This window comes from Kineococcus halophytocola (assembly GCF_041276425.1).
In the GTDB taxonomy this organism is placed as follows: Bacteria; Actinomycetota; Actinomycetes; order Actinomycetales; family Kineococcaceae; genus Kineococcus; species Kineococcus halophytocola.
The window spans coordinates 114,729-138,245 of record NZ_JBGFTU010000011.1 but is presented as its reverse complement, the minus strand read 5'-3'; the positions used below and the strand labels follow the sequence as shown (position 1 = coordinate 138,245).

Here is a 23,517-nt window from a genome sequence, read left to right as displayed (position 1 = left end):
CGGTCAGGCCGGCGGGGCGTAGAACTGCAGGTCGTTGCCCTCGCTGTCCTTGAACGGGGCGATCCGGCCCCACGGGTGCTCGCTGACGCCCCCGGTGAACTCCACGCCCTGACCCTGCAACCGCGAGACCTCCTCGTCGAGGGAGGAGTCGGGGGTGAAGGAGATGACCGCGCCGCCGTCGGCGTGCTTCCCCGTGTCCTCCCGCGCGTTCAGCCCGATGGTCAGGCCGCCGGCCTCGACCTCGCTCCAGTCCTGCGACGTCATCCGCACCTCCAGGCCGAGGGTCGTGCCGTAGAACTGCACCGCCCTGTCCATGTCGTCCACGGGAACCCACACCGTCGCCACACCGTTCGCCACGTCGACCTCCGAGACAGCTCCGGGCCCGGTGCCCGGTCGCACGTCCAGTCTCGGCGCGGTGGCCCGGACCGCACCCCGGAACGCGACGCGGCCCGCCCGGACGACCCGTCCCGGAACCGCCGACGAGGCCGACGCTGCGCGCAGCGTGCCCGTGCGCGGCGGGAGCTGCGCTGAGAAGGTCGGGTGGTGGACGACTACACGGCGTGGAAGGTGTGCGCCCCCGCGGGGCTGCTGCTCGTGGGGGCCGGGGTGTGCGTGGTCACCGACGCCGCCGTCCGGCGGGCGCGACGACGGCCCTGGGTCGTGCCGGGGACGGTCGGGCTGGTGACGCTCAACGCCGGGCTCAGCGTGTTCGGCGAGGCCGTGAAGCGGCGCGCGCTGCACGACGCCCGCTGATCCCGGTCGGGCCGCGGTGTCCGGGGCCTGCGTGATCCTGCCCTCGTCGCACGCCGGGGCGGTCGCGGCGGACGGTCGCGAGGGGCGGGGCACCGTCGTGCGGGTGCACCTGTCGGCGGTTCCGGCGGGGTGACGGGTCGCGCGGAACGACCCTGGGCGAACCGTAGCGAGCTCGCTACAGTGGAGGGTGTGAAGACCGTTCCCGTGCGTGACCTGCGCAACCAGTACGGCCGCATCCTTGAGGAGGTCGCCGGCGGCGAAACGTTCACCATCACCAGTGCGGGTGTCCCCGTCGCCACCATCAGCCCTCACGTCCCGGCCCGCGTCCCGGGTCCCCGCGAGGGTGTCCCCCTGGCCGACCTGCTCACCCTGCCGCCGATCCTCACTCCCGAGCAGGCCGCGGAACTCAAGGCCGACCTCGCCGAGGCCGACGGGGAGGCTGAGGACCCGTGGGAGCGGTACGACCGTCTCGAGGCCGACCGGGACGGTGCGGGCGAGGACCGTTGACGCACCTGCTCGACACCAACGCCGTCATCGACCTGTTCACCCTGCCCACCGGCACGCCCACCAACGTGCCGGACGACGCGGTCACCCACGTCAGCGTCATCACCCACCTGGAGATGGACTTCGGGGTGGCCTCGGCGGCGCACCGGCAGGACCCGGCCCGGCTGCTCCGGATGACCGGCAGCCTGCAACGGCTGCTGACCACCTGGGTGCCGGTCCCCGTCGACGACGTCGTCGCGGGCGCGTTCCTCGAGGTGGCCAGAGCCGCCCTCGCCGCCGGTCAGAACCCGCGCAGACGGACGAACGACCTGGTGATCGCGGCCACCGCCAGGGCCCGCGGCTGGACCCTGGTCACCGGTGACAGGACCCTCCTCCGGGCTGTCGACACCGTGGTGCCGGTCGTCGCGCTGCGGTGAGAGGGCGACGCCGTCGTCACCGCCGGACGATCGCCGGTACCGCCGCTCTGCTGACCGCCGTCGGTGCCGGAGGCGCGGACCCGGTGGAGTCGCGGTCAGTAGGCGCGGGTCCGCTGCTCGACGAGGAGGTGGACGAGGGCGAACACGTGGTCCTCGTCGATCGCGCGCAGCGCGGCGGCCAGGGCCCCGGGGACGTCCTCGTCGCGCTCGGCGCGGACCCCGAAACCCCCGAACGCCTGCGCCACCAGCGCGAAGTCGGGGTTCTTCAGCTGGGTGCCGCTGACCCGGCCGGGGTAGTGCCGTTCCTGGTGGGTGCGGATGGTGCCGTACTCGGCGTTGTCGACGACCACGACGAGCGGGGTCGCGCCGTACTGCGCAGCGGTGGCGAGTTCCTGGCCGTTCATGAGGAACTCCCCGTCACCGGCGACGGTGACGACCCGACGACCGGGGTGCGCCAGGGAGGCGACGACGGCCGAGGGGATCGAGTAGCCCATCGACCCGTTGCGGGCGCTGAGCATCGAGGCGTACTCCATCGTCGGGAAGTACCGGTGGGCCCAGTTCGTGTGCTCACCGGCGCCGAACGTCACCACGGCGTCGCGCGGCAGCGTCGGCACGAGGTTGGCCATGAACGTGTCCATGCGGGCCGGGCCGGGGGAGGGGGTGGCCGACGGCAGCGCGGCGAACCGCTCCTGCTCGGCGCGCATCCGACCGGTCCACTCCACCCACTCCGGCCGCACGTCCAGCTCGATGCCGGCCAGGTCGCGGACGAACACGTCGGGTTTGGCGACCACCTGGTAGGACACCGCGCCGCTGCGACCGCGCAGCGAGGGGTCCATCGTCACCAGGAAGTTCTTCCGCGACCAGTCCTGCCGGACGACGAACCCGTCGGTGATGGTGTCGCCGGGGACGGTGCCGACGAACACGAGCAGGTCGGTCTCCTCGAGGAGGTCGTAGGTGGGTTTCGGCCGGCCGTACCCGATGGGGCCGACGTAGCTGGGGGAGTCGAACGGCACCGTCCCCTCGGTGCGCCACTCGGCCGCGGCCGGGATGCGGTGCCGTTCCAGCCACCGCGTGAGCTGCTGCGCCGCCGCGGGGGTCCAGTCGTTGCCGCCGGTGACGAACAGGGGTTTGACCGACCCGGCCAGGGCCTCGCGCAGGGCCGTCACGTCCCGGGCCGTCATGCCGCCGGTGGCGACGGGGATCGGGGGGTGGGCCGGGCCGTGCACGGGGTGGCGCAGGACGTCCTCGGGCAGCCCGACCACGACCGGACCGGGCCGGCCGCTGCTGGCCGCGAACATCGCCTCGGCGACGATCTCGGAGGCGCGCTCGGCGTTGTCGAGCACCATGACCCGCTTGGCCCCGGTGTCGAACCACGCCTTGACGTCGAACTCCTGGAACGCCTCGCGGTCGCGGTGGTCGAACGGGATGAGCCCGACGAACAGCACCATCGGGGTGGAGTCCTGCCACGCCGTGTGCAGCCCGACGTGCGCGTTCGCGGCGCCCGGTCCGCGCGTCACCATCGCGACGCCGGGGCGGCGGTGCATCTTGCCGTCGGCCTCGGCCATGTAGGCGGCTCCGCCCTCGTGCCGGCACACGATGGTCTCGATGCCGGAGTCGAGGAGGCCGTCGAGGACGTCGAGGTAGCTCTCGCCCGGCACCACGTACGTGCGGTGCACCCCGTGCAGCGCGAGGGCCTCCACGATCGCGTGGCCCGCGCTGCGGACCGGGGTGTCGGTGGTGGGGGCGGGTGCCGGGAGAAGTTCGGTCACGTCGGTGGACGCTAGGTGCCGGCGCGGTGTCTGCACCGGTTCCCGGCCGGGATGTTCCCCGGTTGTTGCGACCAGGTGAAGAACCGGCGGTCTTCACGTCCCCGTGGACGGGTGGCCGGAGGGGGCTCACGACGGGCCGGTGCCGGTACCGGGGGTGGTCCACCGGTCCAGGAACCGGGCCACCGGCGGGTGGTCGCGGTCCTCGCGCCAGGTGGCGACCAGTTCCAGGCCGGGGGCGGTGCCGGTGAACGGGCGGTACCCGACGGCGTCGGGCCGCAGCCCCGTCGTGGAGGCCGGGACGACGGCGCAGCCGAGGCCGGCGGCCACGAGCGCGACCATCGTCTGCACCATCCACAGGTCGTCCTGCACGACCCGGACGTGCACCCCGGCCAGCAGCGCGGCGGTCCGTTCGCGCAGGCCGTCGTCGCCGTGGCGGGCCGGCAGCAGCAGCGGCTCGTGCTCCAGGTCGGCGACGGCGACCGCGGGCCCGGCCGCCAGCCGGTGCCCGCGGGGCAGGGCCAGCACGAGGGGTTCGCGGGCCAGCACCTGCGAGGCCAGGGCCGGCCCGTCCGGGACGGCGTAGAGCAGGACGACGTCGAGGTCGTCGTGGTCCAGGCGCCGCAGCAGCTCGGTGGGCCGCCCCTCGACCAGCGCCACCTCCAGGCCCGGCAGCTCCCCGCGCACCCGGCGCAGCACGTCGGGCAGGCCGCCGGCCACGGCCGAGGGCACCAGCCCCACCCGCAGCCGCCCGACGTCGCCGTCGCGCGCCTGCCGCGCGGTGGCGGGCAGGCGGGCGTACGCCGCGAGCAGGCGACGGACCTCCGGCAGCAGCGCCCGGCCCGCGGCGGTGAGCACCGGGGTGCGGCCGGTGCGGTCGAACAGCTCGGCCCCCACCTCGCGCTCGAGGGCGCGGACCTGGGCCGACAGCGGCGGCTGGGCCATGTGCAGCGCGCGGGCGGCCGCGGTGAACGACCGGTGCTCGGCCACCGCGACGAAGTACTCCAGCCGGCGCAGCGTCACGACGTCCATACTCCCGGAGTACCGATCCGGTTCGCAACGGATGTTGGACGTATGGGTGGTCCGGGGCCAGGCTGGACCCGTGGCCACCCCCCAGGCGTACGTCTACGACGCCGTCCGCACCCCCTTCGGCAAGTTCGGCGGCGCGCTGGCGCAGACCCGACCCGACGACCTGGCCGCCGCCGTCGTGCGCGCCACCCTCGACCGCTCCCCGGGGCTGGCCGCCGGGGACGTCGACGAGGTCGTCCTCGGCCTGGCCAACGGCGCCGGGGAGGACAACCGCAACGTGGCCCGGATGGCCGTCCTGCTCGCCGGGATGCCGACGTCGGTGCCCGGCAGCACCGTCAACCGGCTCTGCGGTTCCGGGCTCGACGCGCTGTTCACCGGGTCCCGCGCCCTGGAGACCGGCGACGCGCAGGTCGTGCTCACCGGCGGGGTGGAGTCGATGTCGCGGGCGCCGTGGGTGCTGCCGAAACCCTCCCGCGCCTTCCCCGCCGGGGACGTCACCGCCGCCTCGACGACGCTGGGCTGGCGGCTGGTGAACCCGCGGATGCCGACGGAGTGGACGGTCAGCCTCGGCGGCGCGAACGAGCTGCTGCAGCAGAGGTTCGGCATCTCCCGCACGCGCCAGGACGAGTTCGCCGCCCGCTCGCACGAACGGGCGGCCGCCGCCTGGGCCGAGGGGTTCTACGACGACCTCGTCGTGCCGGTGGGTGAGGTGACGAAGGACGAGGGGATCCGCCCCGGCACCACGGTCGAACGCCTCGCGGAGCTGCAGCCGGCGTTCGACCCGGCCGGGACCATCACCGCCGGGAACGCCTCGCCGTTGTCCGACGGCGCCTCGGCGGTGCTGCTCGCGACCGCGGAGGCGGCCGCGACCGTCGGCCACGACCCCCTGGCCCGGGTCGCCGGCCGCGGGACGTTCGCCCTGGACCCGCAGGACTTCGGGTTCGCCCCCGTCGAGGCGGCGAACCGGGCGCTGGCCCGCGCCGGGGTCGGCTGGGACGCGGTGGGGGCCGTGGAGCTCAACGAGGCGTTCGCCGTGCAGTCCCTCGCCTGCCTCGACGCCTGGGGGATCGACCCCGGGATCGTCAACACCCGCGGCGGGGCCATCGCCCTGGGGCACCCGCTCGGAGCCTCCGGGGGGCGCGTCGTGGGAACCCTCGTGGCCCGGATGCGCGCCGAGCGCGTGCGCTGGGGCGTGGCCGCGATCTGCATCGGCGTCGGGCAGGGGCTCGCCGTCGTCCTGGAGAACACCGACGCGCAGGAGGCGGGAGTCCGTTGAGCCGCACGCAGTTCCCCGCCGACGCCGACGCGGCGGTCGCCGACGTGGCCGACGGCGCCACCGTCCTCATCGGGGGTTTCGGCGCGGCCGGTCAGCCCGTGGAACTCATCGACGCCCTGCTGCGGCAGGGGGCGAAGGACCTCACCGTCGTCAACAACAACGCCGGCAACGGCGACGTCGGGCTCGCGGCCCTGCTCGCCGCGGGCCGGGTCCGCAAGATCGTCTGCTCGTTCCCGCGGCAGAGCGACTCGTGGGTGTTCGACGGCCTCTACCGGGCGGGCCGGATCGAGCTGGAACTCGTGCCGCAGGGCACGCTGGCCGAACGGCTGCGGGCGGCCGGGGCCGGGATCGGGGCGTTCTACTGCCCGACGGGCGCCGGCACGCCGCTGGCCGAGGGGAAGGAGACCCGCGTGATCGACGGGCGCGAGCACCTGCTGGAGTTCCCGATCCACGGCGACGTGGCCCTGGTCAAGGCGCACCTGGCCGACGAGTTCGGGAACCTGGTGTACCGCAAGACGGCCCGGAACTTCGGCCCGGTCATGGCGGCGGCCGCGCGCACCAGCGTCGTGCAGGTCTGCGACGTCGTGCCGACCGGTGGGCTGGACCCGGAGCACGTGGTGACCCCGGCGATCTACGTCGACCGCGTCGTGCGGATCCCGCAGGAGGTGGCGGCGTGAGGATCGAGCACACCGTCGAGCACCCCGTCGAGCACACCGACCGCGGGCCGCTGTCGAAGGACGAGCTGGCCGCCCGCGTGGCCCGCGACATCCCCGACGGGGCGTACGTCAACCTCGGCATCGGCCGGCCGACCCTGGTGGCCGACCACCTGAGCCCGGAGTCCGGGGTCGTGCTGCACACCGAGAACGGGATGCTCGGCATGGGCCGGGCGGCCGTGGGCGACGAGATCGACCCCGACCTCGTCAACGCCGGGAAGATCCCGGTGGTCGAGACCCCCGGGGCCTCCTACTTCCACCACGCCGACAGCTTCGCCATGATGCGCGGCGGCCACCTCGACGTCTGCGTCCTCGGCGCCTACCAGGTCGCGGTGAACGGCGACCTGGCGAACTGGCACACCGGTGCCCCCGACGCGATCCCCGCCGTCGGCGGGGCGATGGACCTGGCGACGGGGGCCAAGGCCGTGTTCGTCGTCATGCCGCTGGTCGGGCGCGACGGGTCGCCCAAGCTCGTCCCGAGCTGCACCTACCCCCTGACCGGGGTGGGGTGCGTGTCGCGGATCTACAGCGAGGAGGCGGTCCTGTCCCTGGCCGGCGGCGAGGTCGTCGTCGAGGAGACGTGGGGGACGACCGTCGCCGACCTGCGGGCGAAACTCCCGGACGTGGTGCTGCGGGGGCGCTGACTCAGCTCGCGGAGGCGAGCAGGTCCCGCAACCCCGCCAGCAGGGCCGCCAGCCCCAGCTCGAACGCCGCCCGTGCCGTGTCCCCCTCCGGCCGGGCGGCGTTCGCCGTCGTGACCCCCGGTGCGGTGGCGGCGAGGTCGCCGGGGTCGAAGATGTCCGCGGGCGCCTGGGTGTCCAGGGCGGACCCGAGCACGAACGACTCCACGGCCACGACGACGTTCGTCACCAGGTGCGGGGGCCAGCCCGCCGACAGCAGCCCCGAACTGACCCGTTCGTACATCGCGACGGTGTGCGGGGCGCTGCCCACCGGCGTCACCGCCATCACCGGGACGAGCGCGGGGTGGCGTGCGTAGGCGTCGCGGTAGGACCGGGCCCAGGCGGCGAGGGCCTCCTCCCACGGGTCCCGGCCGAACCCCGAGCAGTCGATGCCGCGGTTGACGTCGTCCTGCACCGCGCGCAGCACGTCCTGCTTGGTGGCGACGTGGTTGTACAGGGCGCTGGGGGCCACCCCGAGGCGGCGGGCGAGGGCCGCCATCGTCAGCCCGTCCTGGCCCCGTTCCTCCAGCAGCGCGACGGCTCCGGCGGTGATCCCGTCCGCGGTGAGGACCGGGCTGCTCGGCCGACCCCGGCCCCGGCGTGGAGCGGACGAGGCGGCGGCGGGCACGGGGGTCATCCTGACGCACACCCTTGACACGGGCTCGGGGCACCTTCTTAATGAAGCCTGTTCACTTCGTGACCGTCACCGTCGACCCGGACCCGGGAGGTCCCGTGCACCCCCAGCAACTCACCGCCGACGTGGTGGTCGTCGGCGCCGGACCGGCCGGGCTCAACGCCGCCCGCCACCTCGCCGCGGCCGGCCGCGACGTCGTCGTCCTGGAGGCCCGCGACCGCGTCGGCGGCCGCACCTGGACCGACGAGCGCGACGGCGTGACCCTGGAGATCGGTGGGCAGTGGGTCTCCCCGGACCAGACCGAGCTGCTCGGCCTCCTCGACGAGCTCGGCATGACGACGTACCCGCGCCACCGCGACGGGGAGAACGTCCACATCGGCGCCGACGGCGTCCGCCGCACCTACCGCGGGGACACGTTCCCCGTCCCGGACTCCACCGCCAAGGAGATCGCCCGGCTCACCGAGCTCGTGGACGACCTCGTCGCCGCCGTCGGGGCCACCGAACCGTGGGCGCACCCGCGCGCCCGCGAGCTCGACACGATCTCCTTCGAGGACTGGCTGCGCCGGCAGTCCGACGACGAGGAGGCGTGCACGACGGTCGCCCTGTTCATCGCCGGGGCCATGCTCACCAAACCCGCGCACGCGTTCTCCACGCTGCAGGCCGTCCTCATGGCCGCCTCGGCCGGGTCGTTCACGAACCTCACCGACGAGTGCTTCATCCTCGACCGCCGCGTCGTCGGGGGGATGCAGTCGGTCTCGCAGCGCCTGGCCGCCGACCTCGGCGACCGCGTCCACCTCGCCACCCCCGTCCGCACGATCCGGCACGGGGAGGACGGCGTCGTCGTGGAGTCCGAGCGCGTCACCGTCCGCGCCCGCCGCGTCGTCGTGGCCGTGCCGCCGCCGCTGTTCTCCCGCATCGGTTACGACCCGCCGCTGCCGCGCCGTCAGCACCAGATGCACCAGCACCTGTCGATGGGACTGGTCATCAAGGTGCACGCCACCTACCCCACGCCGTTCTGGCGCCGCGAGGGCCTGTCGGGCACCTGCTTCGGCACGAGCACGCTCGTGCAGGAGGTGTACGACAACACGATCCACGGCGACGACCGCGGGACCCTCGTCGCGTTCGTCGCCGACGAGAAGGCCGACGCGGTGTTCGCCCTGCCCGAGGACGAGCGCCGGGCGCGGATCCTCGCCTCGGTCGCGCAGTTCCTCGGTGAGCAGGCCCTGGACCCCCTCGCCTACTACGAGTCCGACTGGGGCAGCGAGGAGTGGACCCGCGGCGCGTACGCCGCGAGCTTCGACCTCGGGGGCCTGGCCCGCTACGGCGCCGACCAGCGCACGCCCGTCGGGCCGATCCACTGGGCGTGCTCGGACCTGGCCGCCGAGGGCTACCAGCACGTCGACGGGGCCCTGCGCTCGGGCCGGGCCGCCGCCGCCGACGTCGAGGCGGCCCTGACGTGAGCGCCGCCACGACGACCGGCCGGCCCCGCTACGTCGTCGCGTACGACGGCGGGGACCGCGGCCGGGACGCGCTGCGCTGGTCGGCCGTCCTGGCCCGCTCGCTCGACGTCGGCCTCGACGTCGTGGTCGTCGTCCGCAGCGACGACCCGTTCTCCGGCGTGTACCCGCCCGTCGGGGACGTCACCGGCGTCATCGCCGAGCAGGCCCGCGGCTGGGCCGACGAGGCGCTCGCGTCCCTCGGCGCCGGGGTCGACGCGCGCGCCGACGTCCGCACCGCCGGGTCCGTGGCCGAGGGGCTGCTCGACGCGGCCACCGAGACCGGCGCGGCCGCCGTCGTCGTCGGCGCCGACGGGGGGGTCAACCCGCTCGGCGTCGGGACGGTGGCCCGGACGCTGCTGCACGCCTCGCCCGTGCCGGTCGTCCTCGTGCCGCGGCGCGAGACGCCCGAACGGGTGGACCACCTCTACGTCGCGGTGGGCACCCGGCCCGGGGCGGCCGCGGTCCTGGCCGAGGCGTGGCAGGCTGCGGCCAGGACCGGCCTGCCCCTGCACGTGGTGAACCTCGTCGAGGTGGACGAGAACTCCGGGGCGGACCCGGACGCGGTGGGCAGGGTGCGGGCCCTGGTCGAGGAGGTGCGGTCGCGCTCGGCGACCGCCCGGGTGGACGTGGAGATGGGGCGAGGGCGCACCGTGGCGGAAGCAGTGGGTTCGATCGACTGGGCGGCAGGCGGTCTGCTGGTCCTCGGGTCCTCCCGGCTCGCGCCGGGACGGCAGACGTTCCTCGGGCCGACGGCCGCGCGCATCCTGCGCCACGTGCCCGTCCCCGTGGTCGTCGTGCCCCGCGACCCCGCGGGTGAGCCGGCGGGGAGCCGGTCGTGACCGCGGCCCCCGTGGGCGGGACCCGGCACGCCCACGAGGCCAAGGGCCTGGGCGGGGGACGGGTCGGCCTGCTGGGCGCCGTCGTCATCGGCGTCTCGACCATCGCCCCCGCGTACACCCTCACCGGCGCCCTCGGCCCGACGGCCTCGGCCGTCGGGGACCACCTCCCCGCGATCTTCATCGTGGGGTTCGTGCCCATGCTCCTGGTCGCCCTGGGCTACCGGGCGCTGAACAACGCCATGCCCGACGCCGGGACGACCTTCACCTGGGGGTCGCGGGCGTTCGGCCCGTGGATCGGCTGGATGGGCGGGTGGGGTCTGCTGGCCGCGACCATCCTCGTGCTGTCCAACCTCGCCGGCATCGCCGTCGACTTCTTCTACCTCATGCTGTCCCAGGCCACCGGGAACGCCGGCATCGCCGACCTCGCCGCGAACGTCCCCGTCAACGTGGCGATGTGCCTGGTGTTCATGGCGCTGGCCTGCTGGGTGTCCTACCGGGGCCTGGAGGCGACCAAGGCCGTCCAGTACGTCCTCGTGGGGTTCCAGTTCCTCGTCCTCGGGTGGTTCGCGGTCGCCGCGTTCACCCGGGTCGCGGACGGGTCCGCCCCCGCGGGCCTGTCGATCGACCCGGGCTGGTTCAACCCGCTGGGGGTGGGGTCGTTCTCCGCGTTCGCCGCGGGGATCTCCCTGTCGGTGTTCATCTACTGGGGCTGGGACGTCGTCCTGACCATGAACGAGGAGACGCAGGGCGAGCGCACCACCCCGGGCAGGGCGGCGCTGTCCACGATCGCCGTCATCGTCGTCCTCTACCTCACCATCGCCCTGGCCGTCCTGTCCTTCTCCGGCACCGGCGACGGCGAGCTGGGGATGGGCAACGCGGACATCCAGGAGAACATCTTCGCCGCGCTCGCCGGGCCGGTCATGGGCCCCTTCGCGATCCTCATGTCGCTGTGCGTCCTGGCCTCCTCGGCGGCCTCGCTGCAGTCGACGTTCATCTCCCCGGCCCGGACCATGCTGGCCATGGGCCACTACGGGGCCCTGCCCCCGCAGTACGCCCGGGTGAGCCGCCGGTTCCAGTCGCCCGGCTACGCGACCGTCGTCGCCGCGGTCGTCGCCTCGGCCTTCTACGCCGTGATGCGCGTGGTGTCGGTGAACGTCCTGTCCGACACCATCACCGCCCTGGGCATGATGGTCTGCTTCTACTACGGGGTCACCGCCCTGGCCTGCGTCTGGTACTTCCGCGGCAGCTGGGGCGGGAACGCGACGGCGTTCCTCACGACGTGCCTGGCGCCCCTGGTCGGGGGGCTGCTGCTCCTGGTGTTCTTCGTGCAGACGGCCGTGGACTCGATGGACCCCTCCTACGGGTCGGGGTCGGAGATCGGCGGCGTCGGGCTGGTGTTCATCCTGGGCGTCGGGGTGCTGGGTCTGGGCCTGGTCGTCATGGCCGTCCAGTACGCGCGCCGGCCCGGGTTCTTCCGCGGGGAGTCCCTCGTGGTGGGGCGCAGCACGACCGACGCCTGAGGCGCCGGGACCGGACGTGCGAGAGCCCCCGCCCAGCAGGGCGGGGGCTCTCGTGCGTCCCGTGCGACCGGTCCTCAGAAGGAGGCGGGGTCCGTCCCGGCGCGCACGCCCTGACGCTGCGGCTGGGCCTGCTGCTGCTGGGCCTGCGCCTCGACCGCCTGGGCGTACTGCTGCTTCACCTCGTCCATGTCCAGGGCGCGGACCTGCTCGATGAGCTGCTCCAGCGCCGGGCCGGGCAGGGCACCGGGCTGACCGAACACCGGGATGCCGTCGCGGTAGGCGACCAGCGTCGGGATCGACGTGATGCCGTAGAGGGCGGCGAGCTGCTGCTGGTCCTCGGTGTCCACCTTGGTGAAGGTGATGTCGCCGTGCTGCTCGGAGGCCTGCTCGAAGACGGGCGCGAACTGCTTGCACGGACCGCACCAGTCGGCCCAGAAGTCGATGAGGACGATCCCGTCCTTCACGGTCTCGTCGTGCGTCTCCAGGGTCAGTGCCTGAGTGCTCATGCCCCCCACAACCACACGGGCTCGCCAGACCTTCCCGGCCTGGGACAGTGGGTGCGTGCCGCGCCGCTCCGACTCCAGCCGTCCGGTCCGGGTCCTCGTCCCGACGCTGGTCACCCTGCTCGCCCTGGCCCTCATCGCCGTCGCCGCCGACCTGGCCGCCCGCGCCTGGGCCACCGACCGGGTCGCCGCGCAGCTGCGGACCGAGTACGGGCTGGCGCAGGACCCGCAGGTCGACGTCGCGGGCGGGTCGTTCCTGTGGCAGGCCGCGCGGGGCCGCTTCGAGGACGTGACGGTGACGGTGGACGAGCTGACGACCGAGGACGACCTCCTCGTGCGCGACCTGCGCGTCCGGCTGCCCGCGGTGGACGTGCCCAGGAGCGTCCTCACCGGCGGGGCGGGCACCGTGGACGTCGCCGGCGGCACCGTCCGCGCCGAGGTGGCCTACTCCGACCTCGCGCAGCGGGCCTCCGTCGGCGGGCTCGACGTGACCCTGCGCCGCGACGGCGACGCCGTGCGCGCCGGGACCACCGTGCGGGTCTTCGGGCTCGGCGTCGACCTGGGGCTCACGGGCCGGCCGGTGCTGGAGGGCTCGGACGTGCGGCTGGAGCCGGTGCGCGCCGAGGTGGCCGGGGCGTCCGTGCCGCTGCGCCGGGCCGACCAGCTCCTCGCGGCGGCCGGGTTCGACGGGTTCTCCTTCCCCCTGGAGGGGCTGCCGCCGCAGGTGCGGCTCGACGCGATCAGCGTGGCCGACGACGGGCTCGTCGTCACCGGGACCGTCACCCCCAGCGCGGTCCGGGTCGGCTGAGGCTGGGACAGTGGGGTACCTGGTACTCGAGGAGGAGCCCCCGTGTCCGCCACCCGTTCCCCCGCCCACTCCCCGGTCTGCGTCCTCGACGTCTCCCCGGTCGTCCCGGTCGTCGTCGTCGAGGACGTCGCGACCGCCGTCCCGCTGGCCCGCGCGCTGCTCGCCGGCGGCATCGGCGTCGTCGAGCTGACCCTGCGCACCCCCGTCGCGCTGGACGCCGTGCGCGCCGTCGCCCTGGAGGTCCCCGAGATCCTGCTCGGGGTCGGCACCTGCACCTCGGCCGACGACGTCGCCCGCGCCGTCGACGCCGGGGCGCAGTTCCTCGTCAGCCCGGGGACGACGCGGTCCCTCGTGGAGGCCGCGCGCGACCGGGACGTGCCGCTGCTGCCCGGGGTGGCGACGGTCTCCGAGGCCCTGGCGGCGCTGGAGCTCGGGATCCACGAGCTGAAGTTCTTCCCCGCCCAGCAGTCCGGTGGGGTCCCGTTCCTGGCGGCGCTGCGCACGGTCCTGCCGCAGGTGCGGTTCTGCCCCACCGGCGGGATCTCCCCCGCCACCGCGGGGGAGTACCTCGCCCTGTCGAACGTGGGGTGCGTGGGCGGGAGCTGGCTCACCCCGGCCGACGCCCTGGCCGCCGGGGACTTCGCGCGCGTGGAGGAACTGGCCCGCGCCGCGGTCGCGCTGCGCGGGGCGACCGGCGCCCACGGGTGAGGCCCCGCGGGTGAGGTCCCGCGGGTGAGGCCCCGAGGGTGAGGCCCCGGCTACCGGTCGCGGTGCTGCGCCGCGGCGGTCGCGGCGGCCCGCAGCTGCAGCAGGGTCGGCGCCTGCAGCGGCAGGAACGCCGCTTCGCGTCGCCGGCGGGCGCTCGCACCGCCCGCCCGGAAACCCGCCCCGCCGCGGGCCAGCCCCTCCAGCTCGACCGCGCGCGCCACGAGGTGCAGGGCCTCCACGCGCGCGCGGGCGCAGGCCGCCGGCTCGGCGGTGTCGAGGCGGGCGGCCAGCGCCACCAGGTCCCCGGCCACGGCGTCGCGGTGCGCCTGCAGCGCGTGCAGGTCCTCCTCCAGCACCCCGGCGACCGGACCGCCCCCGGCCCCCGCCACGGCCCCGGCGGTGGAGGTGAGCGCGCCGTCGGCGACGCCCAGCGCCATCGCGGCCTGGGTCAGCAGCATCGTGGGCCGGCACAGGCCGAGGAAGGCGGGCAGGTCCCGGGTCAGCACGGCACCGGCGGTGACCGGGGCGCGGTCGAGTTCGACGCTGCTCGTCCCGGTGGCGTTCAACGCCGACAGCGGTGTCGCGGGCGCGACGTGGACCCCGGGAGCGCCGAGCCGGACGACGGCGACCACGCGCCCGCCGTCGCGGGTTCGGGCGGGGACGGCGACGACGGCGCCGGGGAACAGGTTCGAAGCCCACGGGACCGGGCCGGTGAGGGCCCAGCCGTCCGCCGTCCGCTCCGCGACGACGGGGACGGGGGCCCCGCCGCCGACGTCGGTGATCGCGGGGGCCAGCGCGGTGGCCCCCGGCAGCACCCCCGCGCCCAGGTCGGCGAGGACGTCCGCGAGGTCCGGGGCCGGGGGGCAGCAGGTGAGGTACTCCACGACCATCGTCTGCGACCAGGCGACGAAGGCGTCGGCGAGGCTGGCGGCGGCGAGCGTGCGCAGCAGGCGCACGGCGTGACCGGCGCGGGTGGGGCGATCACCCCCCGGGCGCAGCAGCCCCCGGTCGCCGAGCCACCGCAGTCCCGCCCGCACGTCCTGCGTGCCGGCGTCCACGGCGGTCGCCGTCGCGGTGAAGCGCTCGTGCACCTGCGCCAGGTCAGCGGTGGTGGGAGGGGCCGGTGTCACGGGCCCATCCTGCCGGTCCGCGCCGCCGGCGTCGCGGGCCGGTGTGGTACACAGCGTGACCGTGGAGGAGGCAGCGGCCGTCGAGCTGACCGGTGTCGGGGTGCGCTTCGGCGCGCGGCAGGTGCTGCGGGACCTCGACCTGCGGGTCCGCCCGGGGGAGCTCCTCGCGCTCGTCGGCCCGTCGGGAGCGGGGAAGTCGACGCTGCTGCAGGTCCTCGCCGGCCTGCGCCGGCCGGACGCCGGGGTGGTCCACCGCTCCGGGGGTGAGCGCAGCACCACCGGTCTGGTCTCCCAGCACCCGCACCTGCTGCCCTGGCGCACGGTGGCGGGCAACGTCGCCCTCGGACTGGCCTACCGCCGCAACGGCGGCCGCTGGCCCCGCCCCGGCCCCGGCGGCGAGCGGGTCGCGCGGCTGCTGGAGGAGCTGGGCATCGCGGACCTGGCCGACCGGTTCCCCTCCCAGCTGTCCGGCGGCCAGGCCCAGCGGGTCGCGCTGGCCCGGGCGATCGTCATCGAGCCCCACCTGCTGCTCCTGGACGAGCCGTTCGGGGCGCTGGACCCCGTCACCCGGCGCGACCTGCAGGACTGGTTGCTCGCCCTCCACCGGCGGCGCGGCCCGGCGACCGTCCTGGTGACCCACGACCTCGACGAGGCGCTCCTGCTCGGGGACCGCGTCGGTCTCCTGGGCACCCGGCCCGGCCCGATCGAGGTCGTCCCCAGCTCCGTGACCGACCGCGCCGGCCTCGCCGACGGCAGCGCCCACCGCGCCCTGCTCGCCCGGTTCGCGGCTGACCGCGACGTCCGCGACGTCCGCGACCTCGACGCGGACGACGGCGGGCGGGCACCGGGCCGGTCCCCGGGGGCGGGCACCGGCGCGGCGGTGGACCGCCGGCGGGTGCTGCAGGTCGCCGGCTCCGCGGCGCTGCTGGCCGCCCCCTTCGTCGCGGCCGCGGTCACCGCCCCACCCGCCGCACCGCGCCGGCAGGGGCCCGCGGTCGGCGGCGGGCCGCTGCGCGTGGGCTACCTGCCCATCACCGACGCCGCCCCCCTGCTGCTCGCGCACGCCGAGGGCGACTTCTCCGCGGTCGGCCTGGACGTCCCGCGCCCGGTGCTGTTCCGCTCCTGGCCGGACCTGGCCGAGGCCCTGCAGAGCGGCACCGTCGACGTGGTGCACATGCTGATGCCCCTGGCGGTCCAGCTGCGCCACGGCGCGGGACTGCCGGTGCGGGTCCTGCTGTGGAACCACGTCAACGGCTCGGCCCTGACGGTGCGGCCCGACGTCGACTCCCTCGCTCAGCTCGCCGGCACCACGGTGGCGGTGCCGTTCTGGCACTCCATCCACAACATCGTGCTGCAGCAGCTGCTGCGGTCCTCCGGTCTGACCCCGGTCCTGCAGGGGGAGGCCTCCGCCGGCGCGGGGGAGGTCAAGCTCGCGCTGATGGCGCCCTCGGACATGCCGCCGGCCCTGGCCGCGGGCCAGGTGGCCGGCTTCACCGTCGCCGAACCGTTCAACGCCGCCGCCGAGGTCCAGGGCATCGGCAAGGTCCTGCGCTTCACCGGCGACGTGTGGAAGGACCACGCCTGCTGCGTGACGGTCGTGCACCAGCGCCTGCTGGACGAGCGGCCCGCGGCGGCCGCCGCCGCCGTCCAGGCGCTCGTCGCCGCCCAGCGCCGGCTGCGCGACCGGCGGGAGGGCGCGGCCCGGACCCTGTCCGACGGCGGCTACCTGCCCCAGCCGCTGGCCGCGCTGGAGCGGACGCTCGCCACCGGCCCGGACGCCGCCTACGTCCGGGACGGGGCGATCCAGCACCCGGGGTGGCAGCAGCGCCGCATCGGCTTTCAGCCCTACCCCTACCCCTCGTACACCGCGCAGCTCGTGCGCGCGATGAAGGAGACCGCCGTGGTCGGCGACACCGCCTGGCTCGAGGCCGTGGACCCGGACGGCGTCCACGGGCAGCTGGTGCGCGAGGACCTGGTCCTGCGCGCCATCCGGTCCAGCGGCGGTTTCGACGCCTTCGGGTCCGCCGGTCCCGTGCGCACCGAGGTCGTGCTGCCGTGAGCACCCGGCACTCCCGGGACCGGCCGCGCCCCCGCGCGGTGCCGGCCGCCGCCGCGCGCGGGCCCGCACCGCTGGCGCGCCCGGCGGCCGTGCTCGCCGCCGTCCTCGCGTGGTGGCTGGTGTGCGACGTCCTCGCCCGCGACAACGCCGTGCTCGGCCGGATGGGCCCCGGGCCGACCGCCGTGGCGGTGTGGGACCTGCTCCAGGAGCGGTCCACCGCCGTGAACGCCGCGGCCAGCCTGCGGCGCCTGCTGACCGGCCTGGCGCTGGCCGCCGTCGCCGGCGTCCCCCTGGGCCTGCTCCTGGGCTCGCGCCGCCTGCTCGAGCACGCCACCGCCCCGATCGTCGCGGTGCTCCGCACGACCTCACCGCTCGCCTGGGCCCCGCTGGCCATCGTCCTGCTCGGCGTCGGCGACGCCCCGGTCGCCGCCCTCGTCGCCCTCGCCGCGATCTGGCCGATGACCCTCACCACGGCCCACGCGGTCCGCGGCCTGGACCCGGCCGCCCTGCAGGTCGTCCGCTCGCTCGGCGCTAGCCGGGTCGAGGTGCTCGGCACGGTCGTGGTGCCCGCCCTGCGCCCGCACGTGCTCGCCGCCCTGCGCCTGGCGCTGGGGATCGGCTGGGTCGTCCTGGTGCCCGCGGAGATGCTCGGCGTCGACTCCGGCCTCGGGTACGCCGTCCTGAACGCCCGGGACCAGCTCGACTACCCGCGACTGGCCGCCACCATCGTGCTCATCGGCGCGACCGGTTTCCTCCTCGACCGGCTCCTGCAGCCGCCGACCCGCACCGGCGGGGGTCGCTGACCGTCCCGGGAACCGGACCGGAGCGGGGTCAGCCCAGCTCGGCGGTGGTCCGGCGCCGCCCGGCCTTCACCGGCACGAGGGCGATGACGATCCCGGCCACCGCGAGCACGCCGTGCGCCGTGGTGATCGGCCAGGCCAGGTTCAGCGGGGTGTCCCCGGAACCGTTGCTGGAGGCGCCCCAGGTGAACAGCCCGGCGAACGCGAGGAACACGAGGATCCCGTACCCGCGGGCGCGGCGGCGCCCCGTGCGGGCCAGGATCCCCAGCACCCCCAGGAGGAGGTGCACGGCGCTGGAGGCCGGGTTCACCGACATCCCGATCACCTGCTGCTCCTCCGTGCCGCCGGTCCAGTCGGTGAGACCGGAGACGGCGAACCCCGCCACGGCGAAGACCACGAGCACGATCCCGAGGAGGAGGGACAGGTGCTGACCCGCCGTCGTGCGCGGGTGCACCGACAGGTCCGATCCCGACAGGTTCAGGCTCATGTCGAGGCGCTACCCCGCGGGGCCGGCCGCAAACCGCCGTGTAGCGTTCAGCGCGACACGGGGTGCTGCGCGCGGATCGCGCAGCTGAGATCACACCCGTCGCACCTGATTCAGGTAATGCTGACGAAGGGATGTCGCGGCATGCCCGCCGTTTCCACGACCGTTTCCACGACCGGTTCCACGCCGGTGTCCGCCCAGGACGTCGCCCGCGCCCGTGAGGCCGTCGCCCACGGGGCGCCGCTGGTGCAGTGCCTCACCAACTCGGTGGTCCAGACGATCACCGCCAACGCCCTCCTCGCCGTCGGGGCCGCCCCCGCGATGGTCGACAACGTCCACGAGTCGGCCGAGTTCGCCGCCGTCGCCTCCGCGGTCCTCGTCAACGTCGGGACCCTCGACGAGACGAAGGCGCGGGCGATGGCGCTGGCGGCGGCGTCGGCCCGCGAGCACGGGCGGCCCTGGGTCCTGGACCCGGTGGCCGTGGGCGGGCTGGAGTTCCGCACCCGGGTGGCCCGGGACCTGCTCACCCACGCCCCGACCGTGGTGCGCGGCAACGCCTCGGAGGTCCTCGGCCTGGCCGGGGCGGGCGCCGGCGGCCGTGGCGTGGACAGCACCGACGGGGCCGAGGACGCGCTCGAGGCCGCCCGCGGCCTCAGCGCCCGCACCGGCGGGGTCGTCGCCGTCTCCGGGCCCGTCGACGTCCTCGTCCACGGCGAGCGGACGGTCCGCGTCTCCGGCGGGCACGCCCTGCTGACCCGCACGACGGGGGCCGGGTGCTCCCTCGGGGCGCTCGTGGCCGCCTACGCCGCCGCCGAGCCCGACCCGCTGGTGGCCGCCGCCGCCGCGCACCTGCACGTCGCGGTCGCGGCCGAACGCGCCGCGGCGCGGGCCGGCCGGCCGGGGTCGTTCGCCACCGCGTGGATCGACGAGCTCGACGCCGTCGGCCCGCAGGACCTGCGCGACGGCGCCGGGCGCCTGGCGTGAGGGCCCCCTTCCGGCCCACCCTCTACCTCGTCACCGACACCGCCCAGTGCGGTGACCGCGGCGTCCCGGCCGTCGTCCGCGCAGCCGTCGCCGGTGGCGTCGACGCCGTCCAGGTCCGGGCCAAGGAGGGCACCGACCGCGAGCGCCTGGCCCTCGTCGTCGCCGTGCGGGAGGCGTTGCGCGGCACGGGCGTCCCGCTGCTGGTGAACGACGCCGTGGACGTCGCGCTCGTCGCCGGGGCCGACGGCGTGCACCTGGGGCAGGGCGACCTGCCGGCTGAGCAGGTGCGCCGGATCGCCCCGGACCTGCTCCTGGGGCTGTCGGTCTCCACGCCGGAGCAGGCCGCGGCGGTGGACCCGGCGGTCGTGGACCACCTCGGGGTGGGGCCGGTGCGGGAGACCACGACGAAGCCGGACGCGGCCGCGGCCCTCGGCGCGGCCGGGGTGGCGGCGGTCGTCGCGGCGGCCCCGGTGCCGTGCGTGGCGATCGGCGGGATCCACCCGGACAACCTGGACTCCTTGCGCGGCACCGGGATCACCGGGTTCTGCGTCGTGTCGGAGATCTGCGGGGCGGGCGACCCGGAGCGGGCGGCGCGGGACCTGCGGGCGCAGTGGGAGCGGTGAGCGCGCCGGTCGCGCTGACGATCGCGGGCAGCGACTCCGGGGGCGGGGCCGGGATCCAGGCCGACCTCAAGACGTTCGCGGCGCACGGGGTGTTCGGGACGAGCGTGCTGACGGCGCTGACGGCGCAGAACACCCGCGGGGTCCACGGGGTGCACGTGGTCCCCGCCGCGTTCGTCACCGCCCAGCTCGACGCCGTGCTGGCCGACATCGCGGTGCACGCCACGAAGATCGGGATGCTCGCCGGGGCGCCGGTCGTGGCCGCCGTCGCCGCGGCCGTGCGCCGCGGGGGGCTGGGGCCCGTCGTGCTGGACCCGGTGATGGTCGCCACCAGCGGGGACCGGCTGCTGGACGCCGAGGCCGTCGCGGCCGTGCGCGAGGACCTGCTGCCGGCCGCCGACCTCGTCACGCCCAACGTCCCGGAGGCGGCCGTCCTGCTCGGCGCCGCGCCCGCGACCGACCTCGACGGCGCGCGGGCGCAGGCCCGGGAGCTGTTCTCCCGCACGGGAACCGCGGTGCTGCTCAAGGGCGGGCACCTCACCGGTCCGCAGAGCGTGGACGTCCTCGTCGGCCCGGACGGGGAGACGCTGCTGCGCCGCCCGCGCGTCGACACCACGGCCACCCACGGCACGGGCTGCACGCTGTCCGCGGCCCTGGCCGCCCGGGCCGCGCTGCACCCCGGGGCCGGCTGGGCCGAGCTGGCCGGCCCGGCCCGGGACTACCTGCAGTCGGCCCTGCTCGCCGGCCGGTCCCTCGGGATCGGGTCCGGGCACGGACCCCTCGACCACGCCTTCGCCCTGCGGGAGCCCTCGTGACGACCACCCCGTCCTCCACCGCCGCCGCGTCCTTCACCGCCACCGCGTGGGAGCGGACCGCCGCCGTGCGCGGGGCCGTGGAACGCTGCGCGTTCCTGGCCGAGCTGGCCGACGGCACCCTCGCCCCGGCCGTCTTCCGGCACTACCTGGAGCAGGACGCCCTGTACCTGCAGGGCTACGCGCGGGCGCTGGCGCTGCTGGCCGCCCGGGCCCCGGACGCGGGCGCGGCGGGGTTCTGGGCGAGGTCGGCGCACGGCGCGGCCGTGGTGGAGGCCTCGCTGCACGGGGACCTGCTGGACGGCGGGCTGCTGCCGCCCGGTGACGGCGGCGTCCCCGTCGCCTCCCCGACCACGCTGGGGTACGTCTCCCACCTCGTCGCGACGGCGGCGACCGCGCCCTACGCGGTGGGCGCGGCCGCGGTCCTGCCGTGCTTCTGGGTCTACGCCGACGCCGGCCGCCGGCTCGCCGCCCGCGCCGGGCTCGTGGAGGGGCACCCCTTCGCCCGCTGGGTCGCCGCCTACGACGACCCCGCCTTCCACACCGCGACCGCGACGGCCCGCGACCTCGTCGATGCCGCGGCCCGGCCGGAGCTGGCGGAGGCCATGCACGAGGCGTTCGCCGTGGCCACCCGCTACGAGTGGATGTTCTGGGAGAGCGCGCACCGGCGCGAGGGGTGGCCCCCGCTCGGGGGCTGAGGCCACCCGGGGCGGGTGCGAGAATCGGTCCCGATGACCACCGCACTCCCGGGCCTCGCTCCGACCCCCGCCACCACCGCCCGGGACCCGTTGCTCGACGGGTTGCGGACCGTCGCCCTGGCCCGGGTGCTGCTGTGGCACGCCCTGGCCTGGGCGTGGCTGTCCTGGGTCTTCCCCGCCATGCCGGTGATGTTCTTCCTCGCCGGGTCGCTCCTGGCGACGAGCCTGGGACGCGGCGGTCGGGGGGTGTGGTGGCGGACGACCCTGCGCCGGGCCCGCCGGCTGCTCGTGCCCTTCTGGCTCTTCGGGGCCGCGGTGCTGGTCACGACGGTCCTGACGGCGCACCGCACGGGGGAGGACGTCGCGCTCGGCGGCACGTGGCGCTGGGTGCTGCCCCTGCTGCCCCCGCTGGGCGCGGAGGGTCAGCAGGGCTGGCTCACGTCGCACCTGTGGTACGTCAGCGACTACCTGTGGCTCGTCGTGCTCAGCCCCCTCGTCCTGCGGTGCGCCCGCCGGCCGGCCACCACGGCGGTGCTCGCCCTCACCGGGCTCGCCGTCCTGGAGCTGGGGCCGGGGGTGGGCCTGCCCACCCTCACCGGACTGCCGCGCACGGGGGTCGGTGACGCCCTCTGCTACGGCCTGTTCGCCGTCCTGGGGGCGGCGTGGGCGCGCAGCGCGGCCCTGCCGGCCCGCCGGGTCCTGGTGGTCCTCGCGGTGACCGGGGTGGGCGGGGCGCTGGCCCTGTCGACGGTCGTGCCGCTGGACCGGGGGTCGCTGAACTCCTCCTGGCTGCTGCTGGCGCTGGCGGCCCTCGGCTGGCTCGCGGCCCTGGGGCTCGTGCAGGGGCCGCTGCGCCGGTCCTCGGCCCGGGTGGCGCCGTTCCTGCGGGGGGTCACGGCGCGCGCCGTGACGGTCTACCTGTGGCACCCGGCCGCGATCGTCCTGGCCCGCACGGCCGTGGACGAGGTGCTGCCGCAGGCGTCGGCGTGGACGGTCGTCCCGCTCGTGGTGGGCGGCTCGCTCGCGCTGACGGTCGTCGCGGTCCTCGCCGTCGGCTGGGTGGAGGACCTCGCCGGCGGCCGCCCGCCCCGGTGGTGGCCCGTGGGCGCGGCCCGGCCGGCCCGCCTGCCGGTGCTCCTGCCGGTGGCGCTCGTCCCGGTGGGCGCGGGGTGCCTGGCGCTGGCCGTCGCCTTCACCGGCGGCCCGAGCCGGTCCCTGCTCGCCATCCCCGGCCCCTCCGACCGCAGCGCGCTGGCGCAGTCCGCCTTCGACGTCGTGGCCGACCCCGGGGCGGTGCTGCCGACCCGGGCCGCGCCCCTGGCCGAGCTGCCCGCCGAGGACCTGCAGCGCACGCTGGACGACTGGGTGGCCCGCACCGAGGGCATCGACGCGGCCAGCGTCGGCGTGGCCTCGGGGGCGGCGCTGTGGGACGTCGTCTGGGAGGGCACGAGCTCGGTCGAGCTGGGCACCGGGCTGCCCGCCGGTGAGCCGGTCCTCGCGGCGTCGCTGACCAAGGGCGTCACGGCGGCCCTGGTGCTGCAGGAGGCCACGCGCGGCACGCTGGACCTCGACGCCCCCGTCCCCGACCTGGACGGGGTCCCCGCCGGGGCGGCGGTCACCCCGCGCCAGCTGCTGCACCACGCCGGCGGCCTGCCCCAGTACACCGAGGCGCCCGGTTTCGAGCCCGACCGGCTCTGGAGCCCGGCCGAGCTGGTCACCCTGTCCCTCCAGGCCCCGCCGCTGTTCACGCCGGGCACGCAGGTCTCCTACTCCAACAGCGGGTTCCTCTGGCTCGGGCTGCTCCTGGAGCACGTCACCGGCCAGTCCTACGCCGACCTCGTCGACGAGCGCGTCGCCGGGCCGCTGGGCCTGACCACGATGACCGTCGAGCAGCGCGAGGTCCCCGGCTGGGTGGGTTTCTCCTCCGGCGGGATCGTCGCCTCACCGGGCGACCTGGCCCGCTGGCAGGGGGCGCTGTTCTCCTCCGACCTCGTCCTGACCCCGCAGGCCCGCACCGCCCTGGTCGACCTGCAGCCCCTGGGCAACGGCCTGGGGGTGTGGCCCTCGTGCCCATGCGGCACCGACCCCGCCGGGCAGCGCTGGGCCGCGGGGTGGGGGCAGTCCGTCAACGCCGGCGGCGCCTTCGCCTTCCCGGCCGAGCACGTCGCCGTCATGGGCTACCTGCAGCCCGAGGGCGACCGGGCCCTGGAGGTCGCCGCGGACCTGGCGACGACCCTGGCGACGGTGCTGCCCGGCCGGGCCGGGGGTGCGTGAGAGCCTGC

At 76.0% G+C, this 23,517-nt stretch carries 25 protein-coding genes and 1 riboswitch; of the genes, 18 read left to right on the top strand and 7 right to left on the bottom strand.

The genetic code is table 11. The features are described from left to right. Positions 1 to 3: 3 nt before the first annotated feature. Positions 4 to 357: a VOC family protein gene (locus tag AB2L27_RS11525; protein ID WP_370441610.1), complete on the bottom strand. Its 354-nt coding sequence runs from the start codon at positions 355 to 357 to the stop codon at positions 4 to 6. 186 nt (positions 358 to 543) lie between these two features. Between AB2L27_RS11525 and AB2L27_RS11520 the strand changes: the two genes are divergently transcribed. From AB2L27_RS11520 to AB2L27_RS11510, 3 genes are all read left to right on the top strand, one after another. Beyond that, positions 544 to 753: a hypothetical protein gene (locus AB2L27_RS11520; RefSeq protein ID WP_370441609.1), complete on the top strand. Its 210-nt coding sequence runs from the start codon at positions 544 to 546 to the stop codon at positions 751 to 753. A gap of 189 nt (positions 754 to 942) precedes the next feature. Next, positions 943 to 1,260, top strand: coding sequence for a type II toxin-antitoxin system Phd/YefM family antitoxin (locus AB2L27_RS11515; RefSeq protein ID WP_370441608.1), 318 nt, complete (start codon positions 943 to 945; stop codon positions 1,258 to 1,260). Then, a complete protein-coding gene (locus tag AB2L27_RS11510) occupies positions 1,257 to 1,673 on the top strand; it encodes a PIN domain-containing protein (protein ID WP_370441607.1) in 417 nt (138 codons plus the stop codon). The genes AB2L27_RS11515 and AB2L27_RS11510 overlap by 4 nt, the downstream gene beginning before the upstream one ends. 95 nt (positions 1,674 to 1,768) lie before the next feature. Here the strand turns inward: AB2L27_RS11510 and AB2L27_RS11505 are convergent, their stop codons facing one another. Together AB2L27_RS11505 and AB2L27_RS11500 are read right to left on the bottom strand one after the other, a co-directional pair. Beyond that, positions 1,769 to 3,442: a thiamine pyrophosphate-dependent enzyme gene (locus AB2L27_RS11505; protein ID WP_370441606.1), complete on the bottom strand. Its 1,674-nt coding sequence runs from the start codon at positions 3,440 to 3,442 to the stop codon at positions 1,769 to 1,771. A gap of 126 nt (positions 3,443 to 3,568) precedes the next feature. Then, on the bottom strand, positions 3,569 to 4,471 hold the full coding sequence (locus AB2L27_RS11500; RefSeq protein WP_370441605.1) for a LysR family transcriptional regulator: 903 nt from the start codon (positions 4,469 to 4,471) through the stop codon (positions 3,569 to 3,571). Between the two features lie 70 nt (positions 4,472 to 4,541). Between AB2L27_RS11500 and AB2L27_RS11495 the strand changes: the two genes are divergently transcribed. Genes AB2L27_RS11495 through AB2L27_RS11485 form a run of 3 tightly spaced genes read left to right on the top strand, consistent with a single transcriptional unit; the run spans position 4,542 to position 7,101 of the window. Continuing rightward, the gene (locus tag AB2L27_RS11495; protein ID WP_370441604.1) at positions 4,542 to 5,744 is read left to right on the top strand and encodes a thiolase family protein; all 1,203 of its coding nucleotides are present in this window, start codon (positions 4,542 to 4,544) and stop codon (positions 5,742 to 5,744) included. Beyond that, positions 5,741 to 6,421: a 3-oxoacid CoA-transferase subunit A gene (locus AB2L27_RS11490; RefSeq protein ID WP_370441603.1), complete on the top strand. Its 681-nt coding sequence runs from the start codon at positions 5,741 to 5,743 to the stop codon at positions 6,419 to 6,421. Before AB2L27_RS11495 ends, AB2L27_RS11490 begins: the two co-directional genes overlap by 4 nt. Next, a complete protein-coding gene (locus AB2L27_RS11485; RefSeq protein ID WP_370441602.1) occupies positions 6,418 to 7,101 on the top strand; it encodes a 3-oxoacid CoA-transferase subunit B in 684 nt (227 codons plus the stop codon). Before AB2L27_RS11490 ends, AB2L27_RS11485 begins: the two co-directional genes overlap by 4 nt. 1 nt (position 7,102) lies before the next feature. Here the strand turns inward: AB2L27_RS11485 and AB2L27_RS11480 are convergent, their stop codons facing one another. Continuing rightward, a complete protein-coding gene (locus tag AB2L27_RS11480) occupies positions 7,103 to 7,774 on the bottom strand; it encodes a TetR/AcrR family transcriptional regulator (protein ID WP_370441601.1) in 672 nt (223 codons plus the stop codon). 95 nt (positions 7,775 to 7,869) lie between these two features. Between AB2L27_RS11480 and AB2L27_RS11475 the strand changes: the two genes are divergently transcribed. Genes AB2L27_RS11475 through AB2L27_RS11465 form a run of 3 tightly spaced genes read left to right on the top strand, consistent with a single transcriptional unit; the run spans position 7,870 to position 11,629 of the window. Continuing rightward, positions 7,870 to 9,231, top strand: coding sequence for a flavin monoamine oxidase family protein (locus AB2L27_RS11475; protein WP_370441600.1), 1,362 nt, complete (start codon positions 7,870 to 7,872; stop codon positions 9,229 to 9,231). Then, positions 9,228 to 10,109 (top strand): universal stress protein, encoded by an 882-nt coding sequence (locus AB2L27_RS11470; protein WP_370441599.1) that lies wholly within the window; start codon positions 9,228 to 9,230, stop codon positions 10,107 to 10,109. Before AB2L27_RS11475 ends, AB2L27_RS11470 begins: the two co-directional genes overlap by 4 nt. Beyond that, on the top strand, positions 10,106 to 11,629 hold the full coding sequence (locus AB2L27_RS11465; protein ID WP_370441598.1) for an APC family permease: 1,524 nt from the start codon (positions 10,106 to 10,108) through the stop codon (positions 11,627 to 11,629). The genes AB2L27_RS11470 and AB2L27_RS11465 overlap by 4 nt, the downstream gene beginning before the upstream one ends. Before the next feature lie 74 nt (positions 11,630 to 11,703). Here AB2L27_RS11465 and trxA read toward each other — a convergent pair whose 3' ends face one another. After that, positions 11,704 to 12,135: a thioredoxin gene (trxA, locus tag AB2L27_RS11460; protein ID WP_370441597.1), complete on the bottom strand. Its 432-nt coding sequence runs from the start codon at positions 12,133 to 12,135 to the stop codon at positions 11,704 to 11,706. A 55-nt stretch (positions 12,136 to 12,190) separates the two neighbouring features. Between trxA and AB2L27_RS11455 the strand changes: the two genes are divergently transcribed. Continuing rightward, positions 12,191 to 12,940, top strand: a complete 750-nt coding sequence (locus AB2L27_RS11455; RefSeq protein ID WP_370441596.1) for an LmeA family phospholipid-binding protein — start codon at positions 12,191 to 12,193, stop codon at positions 12,938 to 12,940. Between the two features lie 42 nt (positions 12,941 to 12,982). Continuing rightward, positions 12,983 to 13,648 (top strand): bifunctional 4-hydroxy-2-oxoglutarate aldolase/2-dehydro-3-deoxy-phosphogluconate aldolase, encoded by a 666-nt coding sequence (eda, locus tag AB2L27_RS11450; protein WP_370441595.1) that lies wholly within the window; start codon positions 12,983 to 12,985, stop codon positions 13,646 to 13,648. Between the two features lie 50 nt (positions 13,649 to 13,698). Here the strand turns inward: eda and AB2L27_RS11445 are convergent, their stop codons facing one another. Next, on the bottom strand, positions 13,699 to 14,778 hold the full coding sequence (locus AB2L27_RS11445) for an acyl-CoA dehydrogenase (RefSeq protein ID WP_370441594.1): 1,080 nt from the start codon (positions 14,776 to 14,778) through the stop codon (positions 13,699 to 13,701). Positions 14,779 to 14,839: 61 nt separating this feature from the next. Between AB2L27_RS11445 and AB2L27_RS11440 the strand changes: the two genes are divergently transcribed. Continuing rightward, entirely contained in the window at positions 14,840 to 16,837 is a 1,998-nt protein-coding gene (locus AB2L27_RS11440) for an ABC transporter substrate-binding protein (RefSeq protein ID WP_370441593.1), read from the top strand. Beyond that, the gene (locus AB2L27_RS11435; protein WP_370441592.1) at positions 16,834 to 17,640 is read left to right on the top strand and encodes an ABC transporter permease; all 807 of its coding nucleotides are present in this window, start codon (positions 16,834 to 16,836) and stop codon (positions 17,638 to 17,640) included. Before AB2L27_RS11440 ends, AB2L27_RS11435 begins: the two co-directional genes overlap by 4 nt. A gap of 28 nt (positions 17,641 to 17,668) precedes the next feature. Here the strand turns inward: AB2L27_RS11435 and AB2L27_RS11430 are convergent, their stop codons facing one another. Then, on the bottom strand, positions 17,669 to 18,124 hold the full coding sequence (locus AB2L27_RS11430) for a DUF4383 domain-containing protein (RefSeq protein ID WP_370441591.1): 456 nt from the start codon (positions 18,122 to 18,124) through the stop codon (positions 17,669 to 17,671). 48 nt (positions 18,125 to 18,172) lie between these two features. Beyond that, positions 18,173 to 18,273: riboswitch (TPP riboswitch) on the top strand. Here AB2L27_RS11430 and thiM point away from each other — a divergent pair. The 5 genes from thiM (at position 18,266) to AB2L27_RS11405 (ending at position 23,509) form a co-directional block, all read left to right on the top strand. Continuing rightward, on the top strand, positions 18,266 to 19,105 hold the full coding sequence (gene thiM, locus AB2L27_RS11425) for a hydroxyethylthiazole kinase (RefSeq protein WP_370441590.1): 840 nt from the start codon (positions 18,266 to 18,268) through the stop codon (positions 19,103 to 19,105). Its footprint overlaps the riboswitch before it by 8 nt. After that, positions 19,102 to 19,728, top strand: a complete 627-nt coding sequence (gene thiE / locus AB2L27_RS11420) for a thiamine phosphate synthase (RefSeq protein WP_370441589.1) — start codon at positions 19,102 to 19,104, stop codon at positions 19,726 to 19,728. Before thiM ends, thiE begins: the two co-directional genes overlap by 4 nt. Beyond that, positions 19,725 to 20,540, top strand: coding sequence for a bifunctional hydroxymethylpyrimidine kinase/phosphomethylpyrimidine kinase (gene thiD / locus AB2L27_RS11415; protein ID WP_370441588.1), 816 nt, complete (start codon positions 19,725 to 19,727; stop codon positions 20,538 to 20,540). Before thiE ends, thiD begins: the two co-directional genes overlap by 4 nt. Then, positions 20,537 to 21,235, top strand: a complete 699-nt coding sequence (locus AB2L27_RS11410; RefSeq protein ID WP_370441587.1) for a TenA family protein — start codon at positions 20,537 to 20,539, stop codon at positions 21,233 to 21,235. The genes thiD and AB2L27_RS11410 overlap by 4 nt, the downstream gene beginning before the upstream one ends. A gap of 33 nt (positions 21,236 to 21,268) precedes the next feature. Continuing rightward, positions 21,269 to 23,509, top strand: coding sequence for a serine hydrolase (locus AB2L27_RS11405; RefSeq protein ID WP_370441586.1), 2,241 nt, complete (start codon positions 21,269 to 21,271; stop codon positions 23,507 to 23,509). The last annotated feature ends 8 nt before the right edge of the window (positions 23,510 to 23,517 follow it).

Coding starts and splice junctions, on each gene's coding strand:
- AB2L27_RS11500 (WP_370441605.1), bottom strand. CDS start 4,471: ATGGACGTCGTGACGCTGCGCCGGCTGGAGTACTTCGTCGCGGTGGCC.
- AB2L27_RS11480 (WP_370441601.1), bottom strand. CDS start 7,774: ATGACCCCCGTGCCCGCCGCCGCCTCGTCCGCTCCACGCCGGGGCCGG.
- trxA (WP_370441597.1), bottom strand. CDS start 12,135: ATGAGCACTCAGGCACTGACCCTGGAGACGCACGACGAGACCGTGAAG.
- AB2L27_RS11430 (WP_370441591.1), bottom strand. CDS start 18,124: ATGAGCCTGAACCTGTCGGGATCGGACCTGTCGGTGCACCCGCGCACG.
- thiM (WP_370441590.1), top strand. CDS start 18,266: ATGCCCGCCGTTTCCACGACCGTTTCCACGACCGGTTCCACGCCGGTG.
- AB2L27_RS11405 (WP_370441586.1), top strand. CDS start 21,269: ATGACCACCGCACTCCCGGGCCTCGCTCCGACCCCCGCCACCACCGCC.